This is a genomic window from Halalkalicoccus tibetensis (genome assembly GCF_037996645.1).
GTDB classification, from domain to species: domain Archaea; phylum Halobacteriota; class Halobacteria; order Halobacteriales; family Halalkalicoccaceae; genus Halalkalicoccus; species Halalkalicoccus tibetensis.
On sequence record NZ_JBBMXV010000001.1, the window covers coordinates 545,280 to 566,650 of the forward strand.

16 protein-coding genes and 1 tRNA gene are annotated in these 21,371 nt (G+C 67.6%); 9 read left to right on the top strand and 8 right to left on the bottom strand.

Annotated elements, in window-relative coordinates; all coding sequences use genetic code 11:
• Positions 1-6: 6 nt before the first annotated feature.
• Entirely contained in the window at positions 7-450 is a 444-nt protein-coding gene (locus WOA58_RS03035; RefSeq protein ID WP_340602684.1) for a luciferase domain-containing protein, read from the bottom strand.
• A 44-nt stretch (positions 451-494) separates the two neighbouring features.
• Positions 495-1,748: a serine hydroxymethyltransferase gene (glyA, locus tag WOA58_RS03040; protein WP_340602685.1), complete on the bottom strand. Its 1,254-nt coding sequence runs from the start codon at positions 1,746-1,748 to the stop codon at positions 495-497.
• A 137-nt stretch (positions 1,749-1,885) separates the two neighbouring features.
• Between glyA and WOA58_RS03045 the strand changes: the two genes are divergently transcribed.
• The 3 genes from WOA58_RS03045 (at position 1,886) to WOA58_RS03055 (ending at position 6,616) form a co-directional block, all read left to right on the top strand.
• Complete coding sequence (locus WOA58_RS03045) at positions 1,886-3,892, top strand: hypothetical protein (protein WP_340602686.1); 2,007 nt, start codon at positions 1,886-1,888, stop codon at positions 3,890-3,892.
• A 158-nt stretch (positions 3,893-4,050) separates the two neighbouring features.
• Positions 4,051-4,866 (top strand): transcriptional regulator TbsP, encoded by an 816-nt coding sequence (gene tbsP / locus WOA58_RS03050; protein ID WP_340602687.1) that lies wholly within the window; start codon positions 4,051-4,053, stop codon positions 4,864-4,866.
• 40 nt (positions 4,867-4,906) lie between these two features.
• A complete protein-coding gene (locus WOA58_RS03055; protein WP_340602688.1) occupies positions 4,907-6,616 on the top strand; it encodes a YcaO-like family protein in 1,710 nt (569 codons plus the stop codon).
• Here the strand turns inward: WOA58_RS03055 and WOA58_RS03060 are convergent, their stop codons facing one another.
• The 3 genes from WOA58_RS03060 to WOA58_RS03070 all read right to left on the bottom strand — a co-directional run bounded on the left by WOA58_RS03060 (position 6,617) and on the right by WOA58_RS03070 (position 8,842).
• Complete coding sequence (locus tag WOA58_RS03060; RefSeq protein ID WP_340602689.1) at positions 6,617-7,750, bottom strand: DUF63 family protein; 1,134 nt, start codon at positions 7,748-7,750, stop codon at positions 6,617-6,619.
• A 39-nt stretch (positions 7,751-7,789) separates the two neighbouring features.
• Positions 7,790-8,281: a Mut7-C RNAse domain-containing protein gene (locus WOA58_RS03065; RefSeq protein ID WP_340602690.1), complete on the bottom strand. Its 492-nt coding sequence runs from the start codon at positions 8,279-8,281 to the stop codon at positions 7,790-7,792.
• Positions 8,282-8,758: 477 nt separating this feature from the next.
• Positions 8,759-8,842 (bottom strand) — tRNA-Leu (locus WOA58_RS03070).
• Between the two features lie 184 nt (positions 8,843-9,026).
• Here WOA58_RS03070 and WOA58_RS03075 point away from each other — a divergent pair.
• Positions 9,027-10,553, top strand: a complete 1,527-nt coding sequence (locus WOA58_RS03075; protein ID WP_340602691.1) for a phosphoenolpyruvate carboxykinase (ATP) — start codon at positions 9,027-9,029, stop codon at positions 10,551-10,553.
• A gap of 50 nt (positions 10,554-10,603) precedes the next feature.
• Positions 10,604-11,107: a DUF309 domain-containing protein gene (locus WOA58_RS03080; RefSeq protein ID WP_340602692.1), complete on the top strand. Its 504-nt coding sequence runs from the start codon at positions 10,604-10,606 to the stop codon at positions 11,105-11,107.
• On the opposite strand, the gene WOA58_RS03085 is transcribed toward WOA58_RS03080, so the two are convergent.
• From WOA58_RS03085 to WOA58_RS03095, 3 genes are all read right to left on the bottom strand, one after another.
• Positions 11,104-12,444: a tryptophanase gene (locus WOA58_RS03085; protein WP_340602693.1), complete on the bottom strand. Its 1,341-nt coding sequence runs from the start codon at positions 12,442-12,444 to the stop codon at positions 11,104-11,106. The two genes, WOA58_RS03080 and WOA58_RS03085, sit on opposite strands and share 4 nt — an antisense overlap.
• An 88-nt stretch (positions 12,445-12,532) precedes the next feature.
• A complete protein-coding gene (locus tag WOA58_RS03090) occupies positions 12,533-12,982 on the bottom strand; it encodes a UPF0179 family protein (RefSeq protein ID WP_340602694.1) in 450 nt (149 codons plus the stop codon).
• 25 nt (positions 12,983-13,007) lie between these two features.
• Positions 13,008-13,391, bottom strand: a complete 384-nt coding sequence (locus WOA58_RS03095) for a DUF5820 family protein (RefSeq protein WP_340602695.1) — start codon at positions 13,389-13,391, stop codon at positions 13,008-13,010.
• 338 nt (positions 13,392-13,729) lie between these two features.
• Here WOA58_RS03095 and WOA58_RS03100 point away from each other — a divergent pair, with 338 nt between their 5' ends.
• Genes WOA58_RS03100 through WOA58_RS03115 form a run of 4 tightly spaced genes read left to right on the top strand, consistent with a single transcriptional unit; the run spans position 13,730 to position 21,367 of the window.
• Positions 13,730-15,799 carry a PrkA family serine protein kinase gene (locus tag WOA58_RS03100; RefSeq protein WP_340602696.1) on the top strand — a complete coding sequence of 690 codons (2,070 nt, stop codon included), beginning with the start codon at positions 13,730-13,732 and terminating at the stop codon, positions 15,797-15,799.
• On the top strand, positions 15,796-18,072 hold the full coding sequence (locus WOA58_RS03105) for a PrkA family serine protein kinase (RefSeq protein ID WP_340602697.1): 2,277 nt from the start codon (positions 15,796-15,798) through the stop codon (positions 18,070-18,072). Before WOA58_RS03100 ends, WOA58_RS03105 begins: the two co-directional genes overlap by 4 nt.
• On the top strand, positions 18,063-19,373 hold the full coding sequence (locus WOA58_RS03110) for a YeaH/YhbH family protein (protein WP_340602698.1): 1,311 nt from the start codon (positions 18,063-18,065) through the stop codon (positions 19,371-19,373). The genes WOA58_RS03105 and WOA58_RS03110 overlap by 10 nt, the downstream gene beginning before the upstream one ends.
• Positions 19,370-21,367, top strand: a complete 1,998-nt coding sequence (locus WOA58_RS03115) for a SpoVR family protein (protein ID WP_340602699.1) — start codon at positions 19,370-19,372, stop codon at positions 21,365-21,367. The genes WOA58_RS03110 and WOA58_RS03115 overlap by 4 nt, the downstream gene beginning before the upstream one ends.
• Positions 21,368-21,371 lie beyond the last annotated feature (4 nt).

The window sequence follows — 21,371 nt, forward strand, 5'->3', positions numbered from 1 at the left end:
CCGCGCTCAGGGCCGTATCCGGTCGAAGGCCGCGCGGAGCTCCCCGCTCAATCCGAGCGACTCGAGTTCGGCGTCGAGATCCAACCCCTCCAGGATCTCCCGGCCGGCGGGTCTTCGTCGCATCGTCAACACGGTGTAGAGATAGGAGATCCGAAGCAGCCGGATCGACCGCCCGAGGTCGGCCTCCGAATCGAGGTAGAGGCTCGTCCAGCCGCCGCCCGCGAAACGGTGTTCGTTCGTGCTCCCCTCCGCGATCAGGGCGTCCTTCACGCGCTTGGGGAAGTTGACGTCGAGCACCCGCCCCTCGTGAACGTGGCCGATCCCGCGGCCGTCGACGGTGAACTCGGTCGCGCCGAAGCGGTGGACGCCGGACTCGATCCCCGGCCACGCCGACACCCCCTCGACGATCCGCGCGTGGGACGTGGTCTCCTCCGTGGATATCGTTGCCATATACCACACTACGTCGGCGGAAACGATAAACTCGCGCCGAGCGCCTACTCGTCCTCGTAGAGCGGGTGGGACTGACAGAGCGCGCGGACCTCCTCGCGGACCTCGTTGCGAACCGTCTCGTCTGCGTGGTTCTCGACGACACGGGCGATGGCGTCGCCCACCGCCTGCATCTCCTCCTCGCCGAATCCGCGGGTCGTGATCGCGGGCGTTCCTGCCCGAATGCCGCTGGGGTTGAACGCGCTTCGGGTCTCGCCCGGCACCGTGTTGGCGTTCAGGACGATCCCGGCGTCCTCTAAGGCCTCCTCCGCATCGCCGCCCGTCGTGTCGGGATGCGAGTCCCGCAGGTCGACCAGCACGAGGTGGGTGTCGGTGCCGCCCGAGACCAGCGAGAGGCCGTGGTCCTGGAGGGTGTCGCCCAGCGTCCGCGCGTTCTCGATGACCTGCTGGGCGTACTCCTCGAACTCGGGTTCGAGCGCCTCCTTGAACCCGACGGCCTTGCCCGCGACGTTGTGCATCAGCGGGCCGCCCTGCGCGCCGGGGAAGACGGCCGAGTCGACGTCGCCCGCGTGTTCCTCGGTGCACATGATGATCCCGCCACGGCCCGCGCGGATCGTCTTGTGCGTCGAGCCGGTGACGAAGTCCGCGGTCCCGACGGGCGAGGAGTGGACGCCGGCGGCGACGAGGCCCGTGATGTGGGCGATGTCCGCGAGGTGGTAGGCGCCGACCTCGTCGGCCGCCTCCTGGATCCGCTCCCATTCGACCTCGCGGGGGTAGGCCGAGTAGCCCGAGACGATCATGTCCGGTTCGAACTCCTCGGCGTGGGCCGCGAGGCCCTCGTAGTCGATGTAGCCCGTCTCGGGGTCGACCTCGTACTGCTCAACCTCGAACAGTTGGCCCGCGAAGTTCGCGGGGTGGCCGTGCGAGAGGTGCCCGCCGTGGGTGAGGTCGAGCGAGAGGATCCTGTCTCCCGGCTCGAGGACGGCGAGGTAGACGCCCATGTTGGCCTGTGAGCCGCTGTGGGGCTGGACGTTGACGTGCTCGGCTCCCCAGAGCTCCTTCGCGCGCTCGATGGCGAGGTTCTCGACGGTGTCGGCGTGCTCGCAGCCGGCGTAGTAGCGCTTGCCGGGGTAGCCCTCGGCGTACTTGTTGGTCAGCGCGCTGCTCTGGGCCTCCATGACGGCGGGCGAGACGTGGTTCTCGCTCGCGATCATCTGTAGACCCTCCTGTTGACGCGTGACCTCCCCTTCGAGCGCCTCCGCGATCTCCGGGTCGGTCTCATGGACGGTGTCGTACTCCATGGGAAGGGATTCGACAGGGTGGGCTAAAATCTACCCCATATCGCTCACGGGTCGACCCCGGACATACCCGTTTAATCGAGTATTAGCCGCCTCCGACAGACCTATTATCTATCAGAGACAGCGGTATATATCGCAGCATGATCGACTGGGAGGTGACGATGTCGGGGCTCAGGGTGTCGGACCGACGCGCCGCCGTCGAGATAGCGGCCCCCGATTGGGGGGAGTTCTACGCCGGCGGGACGCTTCCCCGTCCAGTCGACACGACGGTCTCCGGGCAGGTCTCGAAGCTCGGGTTCGGCACTCCGCGAGCGACGATCACGAGCCTGACGGGTGCCAACACTGGGACGCCGGTCGGCGACGAACCCGAGGAGCTGCCCCACGACACCTACCTCCTCGACGTCCCCGCGCCGATCGAGACGTCGGTCCGGTTCGAGGGACCGGCGACCGTCCACGCCCCCAACCGATCGCTCGAAGTCTCCTTTGCGGGCCACCAGTCGGTCACCCTCGGGTTCAGGAGCCCGTTTCGTGGCCCCGAGTCGACCATCGAGATCCCGCCGACGCCGGCGGGGTTCGCGCGCGCGATCTCGCATCTCCACGCCGGCATCGAGACGACCGGCCCCGAGAAGTCCCTGCCCGCCCTGCGCGGGCACCCCTCACGGATCGAGTACGCCGATGACGTCACGACCCCCGAACGGGTCGTGGACGCCACCGCCGACACGGGGATCGAGCTTCGGGTGCCGGCCGACCTCGGGACGGTGCTCGCCGTCTCGCCGCTGGCGTACTACCTGCAGGCGGCCGTGCGGATCGAGGACGGGATCACCCCGACGATCACCGCCCCGGGGCTGACCCACCGGCTCGACGGCGACCTCGAGACGGCGGTCACCTCGTTGCTCCGGCGGGTCTTCTACCTCGACTGCTGCTGTCGCCAGGCGGGGCCCGACCTCTCGGGGCTTCCCGATCCCGACGCGCTCGCGCTCGATCGGAACCGGCTCTCGGACCCGGTCCGGCGCCTCGCTGCCTACCTCGAGCTCGACGAGGCGTCCCTGGAGCTCCCCGAGTGGCACCTCGCGACGTACATCCCTCCCGAGCGCGAGCCAGCCAGGGCACTGCCGTACGCCCTCGATCGCATGAGCCTGGTCCAGTCCCCCGAGACCCGTCCGCTGGACGGGAAGGAGCTGCTCCGGCGGTCGCTGACGGACTTCTATCGCGGGGCCGATCGGCAGTCGGCGTCGGTCGACGCGGTCGAGCCCGTCCTCGGGCCCGCACGGTCGCACGCGTGGCTCGACGAGACCGTCCCGATCGACGTGTTCAACGCCCGGACGGAGGCGTTCGAGCACGGCCTCTCGGGGCTCGACACGGACGGCCGGCTCCCCTTCATCGTCGTCCAGAACGACCCCGAGATGGACGGCGAGCACGCGGAGGTCGCCCGGATCTACGAGGACCACGCCTCGGAGCTCCCGATCGACGTCACCGTCCATGAGGGGCTCAGCTGCGAGGAGCTTTCGTCCGTCTTCCAGCGCCCCAGCGCGTTCGTCCACTACGTCGGCCACTGCGATACCGACGGGCTTCGCTGTACCGACGGCAACCTCTCGGCCGAATCCATCCCCGAGTGCAACGCACAGACGTTCTTCCTGAACGCCTGTGGTTCCTTCTACGAGGGCGAGGCGCTCGTCGAGCGCGGCAGCGTCGCCGGCGGGGTGACGTTCTCGAAGGTGCTCAACGACCAGGCCGCGACGGTCGGGACGACCTTCGCCCGCCTGCTGGTCTACGGCTTCAGCATCGACCGCGCGATGCAGCTGGCGCGCCGCCAGATCATGATGGGCAAGAACTACGCGGTCGTCGGCGACGGCACCCACGTCCTCGGGGGTCGGCGCGATCGGCATCCCGGGACGCTGATCGTCGATCGTACGCAGGGGGAGTTCTCGGTCGGCTACGACGTGCTGCCCACCTGGACGGCCGGCGGCTGGTACTACCCCGAGGCGGTCGGCGACGGCAGCCCCCACCTCAACGGGACGACGACCGAGTCGACCCTCGATCGGTCGTCGTTTCTCGACGTGTTGTCGTCGATCGACGCGCCGGTGATCTACGACGGCCAGTTCTACTGGCCCGAGGAGCTCGCCTCAAAGCTTCGTTCTCAAAAATGAAAACCTCACATCACGTAGATCCCGTCGCTTCTCTACGCCGGAACCGGTGGTACGGACGGGATACGGGACGCTTTCGACATCTTTCATATTCGATGTGATATCCCTGGCTCTCAGCCGTTATAATTAAATAGCTGTAAAGCCATTGTACACCCACAACTATGGCCTCAAATTTACTCGATGATAACATCGAAGATATCCTACGAACGGTACTCGAGTCCGGCTCCGAGGACCTCATCGTAGTGAACCCGTCCGCGGACGCGATCGAGGAGCTCGTCGACGTCGCAGGCGACGTCTCCGACCCGCCACGCATCCGGCTGCTCGGCGACGAGGGGACGCTCAAGACGGTCACGAGCGATTTCATCCTCGCGAGCAACGCCGCCGATCTGGTCGACGACGACAGCCTCTCGCTTCGCTCGCTCGAGAACGGCAACGAGAACTCGCTTCTGGTCTCGCCCGAGGAAGTCGTCGCCCTGATCAACGTCGGCGACACCGTCGCCGGTCTGACGACCGACGACGAGGAGTTCGTCACGCTGGCGTACGACGCCTATACGTCGACCTGGGAGGACGCCGCGGAGTTCAACCTCCGGACGCCGGCGCTCTCGCGGGTCCGGACGTCGCTCACCGAGGAGATCGGCGAGCCCGTCGAGGACGACTTCACCGGCGTGCTCGACTCGCTGCAGACCGCCCGTGGCGACGGCAACGGGCTCGACGAGGTGACGATCAGCCTGCTGGTCGCGGCGAAGAACGAGGTCCTGCTCTACGACATCTCGAAGTGGGGTGAGGACGTCGGTATCGCGAGCAAGGCGACCTTCTCCCGGACGAAGACCCGTCTCGAAGACATGGGCCTGATCGACACCGAGAAGGTTCCCATCGACGTCGGCCGCCCGCGCCTGCGCCTGAAGTTCGGCGACGAGCGCCTGCGCGAGGCGAACACCGACCAGCTCGCGAGCGTCGCACAGAACCTCCTGAACTAGATCCGATCGGTTTTATTCGTTTCCCGCCCCGAACCGACGCATGGACGTATCCGTCGGCCTCGTCGGTTCGGGGCCCGCAGTCGATTCGATAGCGGCCGCGCTCAACGACGTCGGTGTGACGGCGGAACACGGCTCGATCGGGGAGCTCGACGGCCATCCCGTCGGGGTCGTCGTCGGCGACGCCGGCGACGACGCCTTCGACGAGGTGAACGGCTCGCGCGACGGGCCGTGGGTGGCCGTCGAGCTCGGCGGGATCGGGGGCCACGCCGTCGAGGACGTCGCGGCCTCGATCGCCGGCTTCGCCCCCGAAACGGGCTGTTATCGCTGTCTCCGAACCCGGATCGAGGCCGGCGAGTTCGACGAGGGTGGAAGCGACCCCGACCCCGCCACCGAGCGGTTCGCGGGCGCGGTAGCGGGCTACCGCCTCGTCGGCGCGCTTCGCGGCGACGAGCAGGGGCTGTTCGGCAGCGTCGTCGAGCTGCCCTACACGGAGCGGCAGTTCCTCGGGATCCCGACCTGCGAGCGCTGTGGCGGGCCGACGGCCGGACCGGGCGGGGGGACGGATCGCTCGCTCGAGGAGTCGATCGCCCGCGCCGAGCGCGGGGTCGACGACCGCGTCGGGATCGTCCGCTCGGTCGGCGAGGTCGCGTCGTTTCCCGTCCCCTATTATCTCGCAACGAGCGCCGGGACCGACGGGTTCAGCGACGCGAGCGCGGCGACCAAGGCGGCCGGCGTCGCGGGCGATTGGAACGCGGCCTACATGAAGGCCCTCGGCGAGGCGCTCGAGCGCTACAGCGCTGGCGTCTACCGCGAGGAGGTGTTCGAGATCGCCAGCCCGGAGAATCGGCCAGGAGCGGTCGGGCCGGAACGGTTCGTCGGGGCCGAGGCGACGGACGCGGAGCTGCCGTGGGTCGAGGGCGAGCGCCTCGATACCGGCGAGGACGTCTCGCTTCCCGCGGAGTTCGTCCAGTTCCCGCCGCCCGAGAAACGGTTCGGGCCGTCGATCACGACCGGGCTCGGGCTCGGAAACAACCGGGTCGAGGCGCGCCTCTCGGGGCTCTACGAGGTGATCGAGCGCGACGCGACGATGCTCGCGTGGTACTCGACGTTCGACCCCCTCGAGCTCGCCGTCGACGACGAGGAGTTTCGCATCCTCGAGCGGCGGGCCGCAAGCGAGGGACTCTCGGTCACGCCGCTGCTCGTGACACAGGACGTCGACGTGCCCGTCGTCGCGGTCGCCGTCCACCGCGATGGGGAGGCGGCCGGCGAGGAGGACTGGCCGCGGTTCGCGGTAGGCTCGGACGCGGACCTCGACGCGACGGCGGCCGCCCGGTCGGCGCTCTGTGAGGCGCTCCAGAACTGGATGGAGCTACGGTCGATGGGGCCCGAAGCGGCGGCCGAGGAGTCGGGCTGGATCGGACGCTACGGGTCGTTTCCCGACCCGGCACGCGACTTTCTCGACGCCTCGGGACGGGTCGGCGCCGACGGCGTCGGGGAACGGGCGCTCGACCGGGGGAACGAGCTCGAGACGCTCGTCTCGCGGGTGACCGATGCGGGGCTAACGCCGTACGCGGCGGACGTCACCCCGAGCGACGTCAGGGCGCTGGGGTTCGAGGCGACGCGCGTGCTCGTTCCCGGGGCCCAGCCGCTGTTCACGCGCGAACCGGTCTTCGGCGAGCGCGCGGAGGCGGTCCCCCGGTCGATGGGGTTCGAGCCGCGCCTCGAACGGGATCCCCATCCGTATCCCTGATCAGATCCCGAAGGTCGCCCGCAGGAAGTCCCGCGTCCCGGGACCGAGCCCGACTGCGAGGATCGCGATCAGAAGCAGCATCGAGTACTGGGGGCTCTCCTCGAAGATTTCGTCGTTGAACACCCAGACGACGAACAGCGCGGCCGCGACCTTCACGAACAGGAACGGCCAGGCGGTGCCGATAGCCTCCGAGACGGACTCGGGTTGGACGGCCCCGGTGATATCGATGATGGCGCTGTTGACGACGTGTTTCGGCGAGTAGGTCGGGATGCCGAGCTCCTCCGACCAGTCGAGGCTGAGGACGTTCGCGAACCCGTCGACCGCGTGGCCCCAGACCACGAGCACGCCCATGTAACCCGTCGCGACGTTCACCTCGGGGACGAACCGCTCGGTGCCGACCCAGGCGAGGGCGGCGACGACCGTCGCGCCGACCAGCGTGATGATCGCGATCCCGGGGTTGATCTCGAGGACCTCGGTCGAGATCGCGAGCCAGCCCAGATAGCCGATCGTTATCGTGAACGCGAGCGTCCCGATGGCCGCGAGGGGGTACTCGTAGCGGTCGAGGGGACCGCGTCTGGCGAGGGCGACGCTGAGGAGCAGCGCCCCGAGCGTGACGAAGAAGACGGTGAAGTAGATGAAGGGGCTGATGAACAGCGCGCTCAGCGGGAAGGAGATCGCGGGCTCGCCGGTCTCGCGCAGCATCGCGATGCTCGCGTCCTCGACGGTTCGCAGTGCCCCGCCGAAGAGCATGAACGGGAACAGCGCGAAGAACAGCCCCTGATCCCGCCCGATATCGAGCCGTCGAAGCAGGAACACGACGCCGACCAGCGCGAAGATCAACACGAGCGCGTAGGTGATCGTCGAGAGCCGCGTGTAGCCGGGCTCGGCGACGATGCCCATCGCCTGCTGGCAGTCGGCGGCGCTGTCGAGCAACAGCGTCTCGCCGTCGACGCGTTGTGCACAGGCCGAGCCGGTGCCGTCGGCGACGACCGGGCCCCAGAAATACTGCCAGAGGAAGCCGTCGTAGACCTGCCGGGGGAAGGCGAGCGCACCCGCGACGAGGGCGGCGACCGTCGTGACGGCCACGGCGACCCACGCGCGGGCGGGGTCGATCCGGTCGGAAACGTCGTCCATATTTCAGAGGGTGAGGGCGGGAACTTTTAGGGTTCCGGTCTAGTCGGGCCGATACGTTTCGCCCCGGTCACGTTGGAGACCCTCAAGCCTCGCCCCGACGTCGTCCCAGTGGCTGCCCCGCCAGAAGGGCTGGCCGCACTCCCGACAGCGCCACACGCGGCGTTCGTCGGTCGAGGGGGCGGACGGGGGTGTCGCTTCGTCGTTGCCCAGCTCCCGAAGCTCCCCGTTGCAGGCCGAACACCGGGTCGGCTCGTCGAGCGCGAGTTCGAACCCGACATCGCGGAGCTCCGCGAGCTGCGTCCCGACGTCCCGAGCCTCGAGAAGGACGGCGTCAGCCGTCCGATCGGCGAGGTCGGTGTCGCGGGTGAGCAAGAGCCGCCCTTCCTCGCCCGCCAGCGTCCGGAGGGCCTCGTCGGCCTCGACGCCACGATCGAGCGCGTAGGCGGCGTCGTAGCCACACATCCGCAGGTAGGTCGCGAGTTTGCCGAGCATCGCGTCGAGCAGGAGGCGCGTCCCGTCCGGGGTCGGCATGTCGGTTGTAACGGCTCGTCCCTCATGGATGGAACGCTTGCCCGGTTGATAGATATCCGAAGGCATATACGGGAGTGACACATTACCACACACGGGTCCAATGAGCAGACGATATCCCGATTGGCACTGTCAGACGTGTGGGAAGCCGCTTCGTATCCGGCCGTGTCTCAACTGCGGCCACCGACATCGGTCGGACTCCGCTGACTGACCGATACGGGCGGCCGGTCCGAGTTTTCGCGTTCCGATCGGCAGGCAGCGCCCGCTACCGCAACTGAGGGCCCGAACACTTCGAGGCCGTCGCTATCGGATCGGCATCGGTGAGAACTTTGCGAGGGAAGAGCGCTCCGAGAGCGTCTTCCGCATCACGGGTGTGACCCCGGCGATGCGAGGGAAGGGATTTGAACCACGGTCGCGCCGAAGGACGCTCCCTGGTTCAACCCCTTCTGCATTCACGGGACGGCTCGCGCCGTCCGTTCATGCGAGGGAAGGGATTTGAACCCTTGGACCTCTACAGGAGCGGATCTTGAGTCCGCCGCCGTTTCCGGGCTTGGCTACCCTCGCACGCAGCGCCCACTCCGGTAGCCGACCGCTAAAAGATTCCGGATCGCCCACCGGAACGGAACCGACCGACCGTTCGCTCTTCCGGGTTCGCAACTACGATACGAGTTAATTTCTTCAATTAATACGATGTGTGAACTGTAATCACGGCATAATTAATACGGCCACCGGTAGTAGTGCGGGGTACATGTCCGGCGACGCTACCCCCGGCGAGCTGACCGGCACCATCCGGTCGATCGATCCCGTCTCGGAGCTCCCCGATCCGACGTCCGAATCGGTGCTCTACGAGCCGAGCTTCGAGGAACTACGCGAGTTCTCCGAATCCCTCGAGACGACGACCGAGTACGGGAGCCCCAGCTACGTCAGCGAGTACCGCTCCCGGAGCGCGGACCGGACGAGGAACGCGGTCGACGACGCCTTCGGCGAGGACGACTGGCGACTGATCGAGGCGGCCCTCGAGCGTGCCGGGGCGACCGAGCTGGTCTGTCTCGACCGGATGGTCGGTCGCCACCCCGATCACGCCTACTGCTGTCGGCTGTTCGTCCCCCAGGAGTACGGCCGGATCGCCCTCGCGTGGGCGAAGCTGCTCGAACCCGCGCCGGAGGGCCGCGAGCCGGACTTCCAGACCCTCCAGCTGCCCGACTGGGAGGAGACCGCGATCCGCGTGCTCCCCGACGAGGGCGTGACCGTCGCACTGGGCAGCGACTACACGGGCGAGGCCAAGAAGTCGTTCCTCCGGCTGTTCATGTACCGGGCGAAACAGCGCGGCGGGCTCGGGCTCCACGCCGGGACCAAACGCCTCACGCTCGAGGACGACGAGGGCGAGCTCTCGGAGGTCCCCCAGGCGTTTCTCGGACTCTCGGGCACCGGGAAGTCGACGCTCACGGGCCACGGCTGTTGGCTGGAGTCGCCCGAGTCGGCTGTGATGTTGCAGGACGACGTCTGTGCGCTCTTTCCCGACACGCTCGCGGGCAGCGAGGGCGGCGGCCTCTACATCAAGACTATCGGGCTCGACGCCGAGGAACAGCCCGCACTCCACCACGCCGCGACCCGGCCCGAGGCGGTCCTCGAGAACGTCTCGGTCGACTCCGACGGCGAGGTCGACTTCGACGACGGCTCGCTCACCACCAACGGCCGGGCGGTGATCCGCCGCGAGGACCTCCCGAGCGCCGCCCCCGACATCGACTGCGAGCGCGCCGACCAGGTCTTCTTCATCACGCGCAACCCGCTGATGCCGCCGGTCGCGCGGCTCACCCCCGAGCAGGCGGCGGTCGCGTTCATGCTCGGCGAGTCCGTCGAGACCAGCGCCGGCGACCCCGACCGGGCGGGCGAGTCGATCCGCGTCGTCGGGACCAACCCCTTCATCGTCGGACCGGAGGGCGAGGAGGGCAACCGCTTCGCCGACCTCATGGACGAGACCGACGCGGAGTGTTTCGTGCTCAACACCGGCTCCGTGGGCTCGCGGGGGATCAGGGTCGAGGACACCATCGCGATCCTGACCGCCGCCGCCCGCGGCGAGATCGAGTGGACCCACGACGACCGGCTGGGATTCGAGGTGCCCGAGCGGGTACCGGGGATGGCGATCGAGGAGTTCCGCCTCGCGGAGAACCACGACGAGTACGGCGAGAAGCTCGCCGCGCTCCGCGAGGAGCGCCGGGAATACCTCGCGGCGTTCGAGAGCCTTCGCGAGGAGATCCGCGAGGCGGTCTACTGACCCGCCGGACGAACCGAACCGTTAGGCGCGTGCGACCGTAACCGATCGGTATGGACGAGCACACCCGCGACGACACCGTCGGCCCGCCGATCTCCGGTGACCCGGCCGGATGGGACGCCGAGCGGGCGCGCTCGAACGGCTGGGAGCACGGGACGCTCCGGCGGGCGACCCTCCACGGCGTGCGCCTGTTCAACTCCGGGGAGTATCACGAATCACACGACTGCTTCGAGGACGAGTGGTACAACTACGGCAGCGGAAACGTCGAGAGCAAGTTCCTCCACGGGATGGTGCAGGTCGCCGCCGGCGCGTACAAGCACGCCGACTTCGAGGACGACGCCGGCATGCGATCGCTGTTCGAGACCGCGCTCCAATACCTCCACGGCGTTCCCGAGGACTTCTACGGCGTCGACGTGATCGACGTTCGGACGGCGCTGTCGAACGCCCTGGAGGACCCGACCGCGATCGAGGGCTGGCGGATCCGCCTCGACGGGCGGGAGCCGGAGGCCCGCGAGGAGGACTACACCTACGCCGAGGCGCTCGAACACGGGCCCTAAACCGGCCGGAGTTCGGCGCTGAAGTGTCGGAGCGCCTCGTTGTCAGGCTCCGAGACGACCTTCAATCCAGTGACCTCGTCGCTTCGGTCCAGCACTGCCGCTGCCGTCTCGGCGACGTGGTCGAGGTGTTCGTCGTGGTAGGTGCGGCGGGGCAGCGCGAGGCGCACGAGCTCCGGTCGGTCCGTCTCGGGGAAGGCGAAGCTCCCCAGCTCGACGCCCCGAACTCCACCCTCGCGATAGAGCTCGCAGACCAGCGCCTGGCCCGGGAACTCGTCGTCGGGGACGTGTGGGAGGGCGCGGCCGGCGTCGAGGTAGACGGCGTGGCCGCCGACGGGGGTGTAGATCGGCACGCCCCGTTCCCGAAGCCGGTCGCCGAGCTCGCGGACCCGGCCGATCCGCGCGCCGAGGTACTCCTCGGTGACCGCCTCTCGGAGCCCGACGGCCATCGCAGCCATGTCCCGGCCGGCCATCCCGCCGTAGGTCGAGAAGCCCTCGTAGAGGATCGCGCGCTGTTTCGCGCGCTCGAACAGGTCGGGATCGCGGACTCCGACGAAGCCGCCGACGTTGGCGAGCCCGTCCTTCTTCCCGCTCATCACGATCGCGTCGGCGTGCGAGAGCTGTTCGCGGGCGATCTCGGCGGTCGACCGGTCGCCGTGGCCGTCCTCGCGCTCACTGATGAAAAAAGCGTTCTCCGCGAACCGGCAGGCGTCGATCACGAACGTCGCGTCGAGCTCGTCCGCGAGCTCGCGGGTCGCCTCGACGTTCGCCATACTTACCGGCTGGCCGGCCACCGAGTTGTTCGTGATCGTGAGGACGATCGCGGGGATCCGATTCGCGCCCACCCTGTCGACGAGCGCGCGGACCTTTTCGGGATCGAGATCCCCCTTGAACGGCTCCTCGCCGCCGAGGTCGCCCGCCTCCTCGACGGGACAGTCCACGGGATCGCCGCCGTTCTCCGAGACGTGCGCGCGGGTGGTGTCGAAGTGGGTGTTGTTCGGGACGACGTCGCCTTCCCCGATCAGACACCCATAGAGGACGTTCTCGGCGCCGCGACCCTGATGGGTCGGGACGACGCGATCGAAGCCCATCACGTCCGAGACGGCGGCCTCGAGCTCCCGGAAACTCTCGCTGCCGGCGTAGGCCTCGTCGGCCTCCATCATCGCGGCCCACTGGGCATCGCTCATCGTGCCGGTGCCGCTGTCGGTCAGGAGGTCGACGAACACGTCCCGGCTCGCGAGCCCGAAGACGTTGTAGCCCGCCGCCTCGAGGCGGCGCTCGCGCTCCTCGCGGGGAAGCAGTTCGGTCGATGCGGCCGTGGCCGACGTGTACGAGAACATATCCGGAGGTCGGGCGAAGCCCGTTTAATACTGCCGCGACAGACCTGTGCAAGGAAGGCGGGGACCGTCCATCGGACCCCGATCCGGGTCACTCCTCGGGTGGGGCGAACTCGACGGTCGTGAGCTCGCGATCAAGCATGCAGTAGTCATGCGGCGGGTCGCCGACGACCTCGCGGATCCGGTACTCCTCGTCGAACTCCGCCCCGTCGGGGACACAGAGCTCGTGGCTCGGACACTCGGTATGGGGACAATCCCCGGCGAGGCTCGCCTTGCTGCCGGCGTAGACGCCCTTCGAGGGGACGTTCGCCGTCATGCCCGCGGGGGTGACCTCGACGGCGTTCACCCCGGTGTCGTGGACGCCACACTCCAGGGTTTGAGCGTTCTCGCGGACGCTCTCGACGCGGTACTTCCGGCCCTCGACGAGGTTCAGACACTGCCCGCGGTAGGGACAGCCCTCGCAGGCGTCGGCCTCCCCATGGTAGACGAACTCGGTGCCGGGCTCGGCGAGCCGGGACCCGATCAGCGTGAGCGTGCTCATTGCCGGTCGTAGGCCCACACGCCGGTTAAGCCTCTCGCCCGGTGAGCTCGTCGAGCCGATCGAGGTACTCCGGACGCGGGACCTGATAGGCACCCCGGTAATCGAGCTCGCCCGCGGCGAACCGTTCGGCCAGGTCCTCGGCGCCCGCCGCCGCGCCCTCACGGTCGTCATAGCGCTCCTCGGCGAGGGCGACCTCGGGTTCGAGATACAGCGTCAGATACCACTCGTCGCTCGTCGCCCCGTGGCGCTGTTCGGGCCGGGGATTCCTGTGGGGCCCGTTGCTCAGATACAGCGTCGGCATACAGGGTGCGGGGAACGTCCGCGAGTCGAAGACGTCCGGCCGGTAGACGAACACCGCCCGGTCGGGTTCGTCGTTCCAGCGCTCCCAGCCCGCCGGTAGCTCCTCCATACGTCCCTTTGACGGCTCCCCGACATGGGTCCTCGGGTTCCGTCCACCATGTTGACCACGCAGAAAGACTTATGTTAACGAGGCACACAAATATTAAACAGTACCGGTATCCGCCCACCGAACGACCCGCGCCGTCCGTGCCCCCCTCAGGAGTCCCAATTGGGGTGCCGGCCTCGACCCTCGTTCCATGACAGAGATCATCACCCGCCCGCGTACCCCCGTCGGCCCGCGTCGGACCAGCCGTGACGCTCCCTGCGGGCGCGATACCGTTCAGTCGGTGACGCCACCACGTCGGCCCGCCCCCGGACGATCGCCCGATTTCGCATCCCACAGCAACCATGTCCAGTGACACTACCCTCGAAACGCTCAGCCAGCAGTACAGAGAGACGGTCCCAAGCGACCTGCGCGACGCGAAGACGTTCGCCTGGTATCTGGAGGCCGTTCACGACGACCCGAAGATCACGAGAAACGCCCACCAGCGCGTCGCCGACATGTTCGATCACTACGGCACGCAGTACGACGAGGAGAGCGGTACCGTCGAGTACCTGCTCGCCTCGGAGGACCCGCTGGGCGGGGGCGAGAACACCTTCTACGGCGAGGTCGTCCACCGCGCGATCCACGAGTTCGTCAACAAGGTCAAAAGCGGCGCGCGCGGGCTGGGTCCCGACCGCCGGATCAAGCTCCTTCTCGGCCCCGTCGGCTCCGGGAAGTCCGCCTTCGACGCCCAGCTCAGGACCTACTTCGAGGACTACACGTCCCGCGAGGAGGGTCGGATGTACACGTTCCGGTGGACGAACCTCTGTGACGTCATTCCCGACCAGGACCCCGCCGACGACGTCGTCCAGTCGCCGATGAACCAGGACCCGTTGGTCCTGCTCCCCCTCGAACAGCGCCAGCAGGTCATCGACGAGCTCAACGAGCGCCTCGAGGCGCCCTACACCATCCGCAACGAGCAGTCGCTGGACCCGGCTTCGAGCTTCTACATGGACGAGCTGCTCGCGTACTACGACGACGACCTTCAAACTGTGCTCGAGAACCACGTCGAGGTCGTCCGGCTGCTCGCAGACGAGAACAAACGCCAGGCGATCGAGACGTTCGAGCCGAAGGACAAGAAGAACCAGGACGAGACCGAGCTGACCGGCGACGTCAACTACTCGAAGATCGCCGTCTACGGCGAGTCCGACCCGCGCGCGTTCGACTACTCGGGGGCCTTTTGCAACGCCAACCGCGGGATCTTCTCGGGCGAGGAGCTGTTGAAGCTGCAAAAGGAGTTCCTGTATGACTTCCTGCACGCGACCCAGGAACAGACGATCAAGCCCAAGAACAACCCCCGGATCGACATCGACCAGGTGATCGTCGGCCGGACGAACATGCCCGAGTACCGCGAGAAGAAGGGCGACGAGTCGATGGAGGCGTTCAACGACCGGACCAAACGGATCGACTTCCCGTACGTGCTGGAGTACGTCGCCGAGTCCGAGATCTACGGGAAGCTGCTGAACAACGCCGACGTTCCCGACATCCACGTCGAGCCCCACACCCTGGAGATGGCGGGACTGTTCGGGGTCCTGACCCGGATCGAGGAGCCCGACACCGAGGCCGTCGACATCGTCCAGAAGGCCAAAGCCTACAACGGCGAGTCGAGCGACGGCGACGACATCGACGTGAAGAAGCTCCGCGAGGAGGGCGAGGAGAGCGCCGAGATCGCGGAGGCGATGATCGGCGTCTCGCCGCGGTTCATCGGCGACGAGATCGCGGAGGCGATCATGGACTCGATGCACCGCGGGCGGTCCTATCTCTCGGCGCTCGCGGTGTTCACCCACTTCGAGGAAAACCTCGAGAACCACGGCTCGATCCCCGAGGAGAACTTCGAGCGCTACCACCGCTACCTCGAGCTCGTGCGCGAGGAGTACAAGGAGCGGGCCATCGAGGACGTGCGCCACGCGCTGGCCTACGACATCGACGAGATCCAGCGCCAGGGCGAGAAGTACATGGACCACGTGATGGCTTACATCGACGACGACACCGTGCCCGACGACCTGACGGGGCGCGAGCAGGAGCCCGACGAGACGTTCCTCCGGGCCGTCGAGGAGAAGCTGGAGATCCCCGAGGACCGCAAGGACGACTTCCGCCAGGAGGTCTCGAACTGGGTCTCCCGGCGGGCGCGCGAGGGCGAGGCGTTCAGCCCGCAGGACAACGATCGCCTCCGCCGAGCCCTCGAACGCAAGCTCTGGGAGGACAAGAAACACAACATCAACTTCTCGGCGCTGGTGAGCGCGAACGAGCTCGACGACGACGAGCGCAACGCCTGGGTCGACGCGCTGATCGAACAGGGCTACTCCAAGGAGGGCGCGATGGAAGTGCTCGAGTTCGCCGGCGCGGAGGTCGCCAAAAGCGAGCTCGAAGCATGAGCGGCAGCGAGTACGTTCGGGAGGCCGATCGCGAGCTCGATGCGGCCTACGAGGAGCCCATGAGCCTCGCGGAGTACGTCGACCGGCTGTTCGAGCAGCCCTCGATCGGCGCCCACGCCTCGAAGTACCTCCTCAGCGCGATCGAGGCCGCGGGCACCCGGACCGTGATCGAGGAGGGCGAGGAGCGCGAGCGCTATCGCTTCTTCGACGACCCGCACAACGACGGCGAGCACGCGATCCTCGGCAACACGGAGGTGCTCAACGACTTCGTCGACGACCTGCGCTCGATCGCCGCCGGCCGCGGGAAGGAGGAGAAGATCATCTGGTTCGACGGGCCGACCGCCACCGGAAAGTCCGAGCTCAAGCGGTGTCTGGTCAACGGGCTCCGGGAGTACTCGAAAACGCCGGAAGGAAGGCGCTACACCGTCGAGTGGAACGTCGCGAGCGCGGAGGACGCCCCCGGGCTGACCTACGGCGACGTCCCGAAGGTCGACGAGGAGAGCTGGTATCAGAGCCCCGTCCAGTCGAACCCCCTGTCGGTGTTCCCCGAGCCCGTCCGCGAGGCCATCCTTGAGGACCTCGACGCCGAGCACGGCGATCACACGCCGATCCGCGCGGAGACGGAGCTCGACCCCTTCAGCCGGGAGGCCTACGACCACCTCGAGCGGCGCTACCGCCGCGAAGGAGTCGCGGACCTCTTCTCGGCGGTGACCGACCCCCGGCACCTCCGGGTGACCAACTACGTCGTCGACGTGGGCCAGGGGATCGGCGTGCTGCACTCGGAGGACGACGGCCGGCCGAAGGAGCGGCTCGTCGGCAGCTGGATGGCCGGCATGCTCCAGAAGCTCGACTCGCGCGGACGGAAGAACCCCCAGGCGTTCAGCTACGACGGCGTGCTCTCACAAGGGAACGGCCTGCTGACGATCGTCGAGGACGCCACCCAGCACGCCGACCTGCTCCAGAAGCTGCTCAACGTTCCCGACGAGCGCCACGTCAAGCTCGATAAGGCGATCGGGATGGACGTCGACACCCAGCTGTTGATCATCTCGAACCCCGATCTGGACGCCCAGTTGAACCAACACGCCGACCGCAACGGCGCCGACCCGCTGCGCGCGCTCAAACGCCGGCTCGACAGACACGAGTTCGGCTACCTGACGAACCTCCGGCTCGAATGCGAGCTGATCCACCGCGAGCTCACCGGCGAGACGGCGGTCTGGGAGGGAAGCGACGGCGAGGAGCTCCGCGATCGGGTTCGCGCCCCGCTTTCGATCCGCGTCGGCGAGCGCGGCGGGCAGGTCGAGGAGCGCGAGCTCGCACCCCATACGGTCGAGGCGGCGGCGCTCTACAGCGTCGTCTCGCGACTGGACCGCGACGACCTCCCCGAGCGGCTCTCGCTGGTCGAGAAGGCGCTGTTGTTCGATCGGGGCTATCTCAGGGACGGCGACGACCGGATCGAGGCCGAGGCGTTCGATTTCGACCCGAACGCGGCCGACGGCACCCAGGGCATCCCGGTCACGTTCACCCGCGACGTGATCGCCGAGCTGTTGAACACGGCCCGCGACCGGAGCCATCCCGAGCTCCCGGTCGAGAACGTGCTCATGCCCCGTGACGTGCTGAACGAGATGGCGGAACGGCTCCACGACGCGCCGATGTTCTCGCGGGCCGAGCGCCGCGAGTTCGAGGACCGGCTGGCCTCGGTCAAGAACCACGTCTTCGACCAGCAGGAGGCGGACGTGATCGACGCGATCATGCACGAGAAACGCGTCGAGGAGGAAACCGTCGAGGAGTACGTCGAGCACGTCTACGCGTGGGCGACCGACGGCGTCGTCGAGACCGACCAGGGCGAGAGCCAGCCCGATCCGCTGAAGATGAAGGTCTTCGAGATCGAGCATCTCGGTCGGTTCAGCGAGGGCGAGTACGACGGCACGACGCCGATGCCGACCGTCAGGTCGTTCCGGCGCGAGCGGGTCATCACCGCGCTGAACCGCCACGCCTGGCAGAACCGGACCGAGGACTTCGCGATCGACGAGGTGAACCTGCTCGACATCCCGGTGGTCCGTGAGGTCCTCGAGAGCCACGACTGGAGCGACGTCGCACGGGTCTACGAGGACTTCGACCCCGACCAGTGGGACGACCCGCCGGCGAACACCGAGACCGCGGCGGTCAAGGAGCGGACGATCGACACGCTCGTCGAGGAGTTCGGCTACTCGCCGGCCTCGGCGGAGCTGACGGGTCGGCACGTCATGGGACAGGTGAGCTACCGATGGGACTGAGGGACGACCTCGAACGCTACCGTGAAGTCGGCGAGCAGCGCCGCCAGGACCTCGCGGAGTTCATCCAGTACGGCGATCTCGGGCAGGGCGACGACATCCATGTCCCGGTCAAGATCGTCTCGCTGCCGGAGTTCGCCTACGACCAGCTCGATCAGGGCGGGGTCGGACAGGGCAACGGTGGCACGCCCGAGCCCGGCGACCCGGTCGGCCAGCCACAGCCCCAGCCCGGTGACGGAGACGAGGGCGAGCCCGGCGAGGAGGAGGGCGAGCACGAGTACTACGAGATGGACCCCGAGGAGTTCGCCCAGGAGCTCGACGAGGAGCTCGGACTCGACCTCGAGCCCAAGGGAAAGAAGGTCGAAACCGAGGAGGAGGGCGCGCTCACCGACCGGACCCGAACGGGCCCCGATAGCGCGCTCGACGTCGAGCGGCTGTTCAAACAGGGGCTGAAGCGGAAGCTCGCGATGGAGTTCGACGAGGAGTACGTCCGCGAGCTCCTCTCGGTCGAGGGGATCTCCCCCGAGACGGCCTTTGAGTACGCCCGCTCGAACAACGTCCCCGTCTCGAAGGCGTGGATCGACGACGCCTTCGCGTCGCTTCCCGACGACCGGCGCGGGCGATGGGCGAGCATCGAGGAGATGGAGGCGAACGTCGAGGCCGAACCGCTCAGCCAGCGCATCCGCCGCGAGGGGATCGGCCACATCCCCTTCCGCCGGGAGGACGAGCGCTACCGCTATCCCGAGGTCGTTACCAAGCCCCAGCACAACGTCGTCGTGATCAACATCCGGGACGTTTCGGGGTCGATGCGCGAGGACAAACGCGAGCTCGTCGAGCGGACGTTCACGCCGCTCGACTGGTATCTCACGGGGAAGTACGACACTGCCGAGTTCGTCTACATCGCCCACGACGCCAGCGCCTGGGAGGTCGAACGCGAGGAGTTCTTCGGCATCCGTTCGGGCGGGGGGACGAAGATCTCCTCGGCCTACGAACTGGCCGCCGAGATCCTCGACGAACAGTACCCGTGGAGCGAGTGGAACCGCTACGTCTTCGCCGCGGGCGATTCGGAGAACTCCTCGAACGACACCGAGGAGAGCGTGATCCCGCTGATGGAGGAAATAGAGGCGAACCTCCACGCGTACGTCGAGACCCAGCCCTCGGGTAGCGCGATCAACGCGACCCACGCCGAGGAGGTCGAACGGCGCCTCGGCGGCCGCGAGAACGTCGCGGTGGCCTACGTCTCGGGGCCCGACGACGTCGCGAACGCGATCTACGAGATACTCAGCACGGAGGACGACGCATGACCACCAACTACCACGCCCAGCGCGTCGCGGACAAGCTCGAGGAGCCGGTGCGGGAGGCGAACGCCCTCGCCGAGAAGCTCGGGCTCGAACCCTATCCGGTGAACTACTGGATCGTCGACAACGACGAGATGAACCAGCTGATCGCCTACGACGGCTTTCAGGAGCGGTACCCCCACTGGCGCTGGGGGATGAAGTTCGACCGCCAGCGAAAGCAGAACCAGTACGTCGGCGGGAAGGCCTTCGAGCTCGTCAACAACGACGACCCTTCGAACGCGTTTCTCCAGGAGTCGAACTCGCTTGCGGATCAGAAGGCCGTGATCACCCACGTCGAGGCCCACGCCGACTTCTTCGCGAACAACCGCTGGTTCGGGCTGTTCACCGGCGACGAGCCCGGTTCGGGCCCGAAGGCCGCGGCGATGCTCTCGCGCCACGCCCGGACCGTCGAATCGGCGATGGCCGACCCAGACGTCGAGCGAAGCGAGGTCGAACGCTGGATCGACAACGTGCTGTGTATCGAGGACGCCATCGACCAGCACAGCGCGTTCGTCAGACAGCGCGCGCGCGAGGAACGACCCGACCGCGAGGACATCGAGGAGGCGCTCTCGGGGCTGGGACTCTCGGAGACGGTCCGAGGGGAGGTGTTCGACGAGGAGTGGCTCGAACGCCAGCGCGGCGACGGCTCAAGCGAGTCGTTCCCCGAGACGCCGGACCCCGATCTGCTCGCCTTCCTCCGGGAGCACGGCAAGCAGTACGACGGGGAGTCCGAACGCGCAAGCGAGATGGAGCCCTGGCAACGGGAGGTGCTCGACGCGCTTCGGGCGGAGGCGTACTACTTCGCACCCCAGCGCATGACGAAGGTGATGAACGAGGGCTGGGCGGCCTACTGGGAGTCGATGATGATGGCCGAGGAGGGCTTTGCCGACGGCAACGAGTTCATCGACTACGCTGACCACCAGGCCCGCGTCCTGGGCTCGCCCGGGCTGAACCCTTACAAACTCGGCAAGGAGCTCTGGGAGTACATCGAGAACGACGAGAACAGGCGCGAGGTGATCGACAAGCTGCTTCGCGTCGAGGGGGTGACCTGGCGGAACTTCCACGAGACCGTCGATCTCGATCGGGTCTCGGAGCTGCTCGCGCCCCGCGAGGCGCTCGACCGGATCGACGGCGACCGCCTCGACGAGCTCGCGGCGCTCGAAACCGGGGTGGACCACGACGCCCTCGAGCGTGCACGGAGGGGAGAGATCGACGTGGACCGGTACCCATGGAAGGTCCTCGACTACGAGGGGCTCGCCGAACGCCATTACTCGCTCGTCAAGCCGCAGAACCGGGGCGTGCTCGGGCGGATCACACAGACGGACCTCGAGCGGGTCGGCCGGTACGTCCTCGACGACGCGCTGTACGGAAGCGTCGAGGAGGCGATCGCGGACGTCGACCGGACGGCGGGCTGGCGGCGGATGGCCGAGATCCGCGAGAGCCACAACGACGTGACGTTCATCGACGCCTTCCTCACCCAGGAGTTCGTCGACCGCCACGACTACTTCACCTACGAGTACGCCCACGCGACGGGCGATTATCGTGCGACCAGCACCGACGCGGCGGACGTCAAGAAGAAGCTGCTGTTGCAGTTCACGAACTTCGGCAAGCCGACCATCGAGGTCCACGACGGTAACTTCGCGAACCGGAACGAGCTGTTGTTGGGCCATCGGTACAACGGCGTCGCGCTCGACGTCGGGCAGGCCAAACAGACGCTCGTTCGCGTCTTCGAGCTCTGGGGCCGCCCGGTGAACCTCATGACCATTCGGAAGGAGGTCACCGACAAGGACGTCGAGGTCGCACGGCGGCGCAACCGCGAGCCCGAGCCGACCGAACAGGGCATCCGGATCCGATACGATGGGGAGGGGTTCGAGACGAGCGAACTGACCGACGAGCAGCTCGCCGCGATCGAGGCGAGCGACATCGACTACGACACCAAACCCGAGGAGTGGCTGGCGTGAAGCC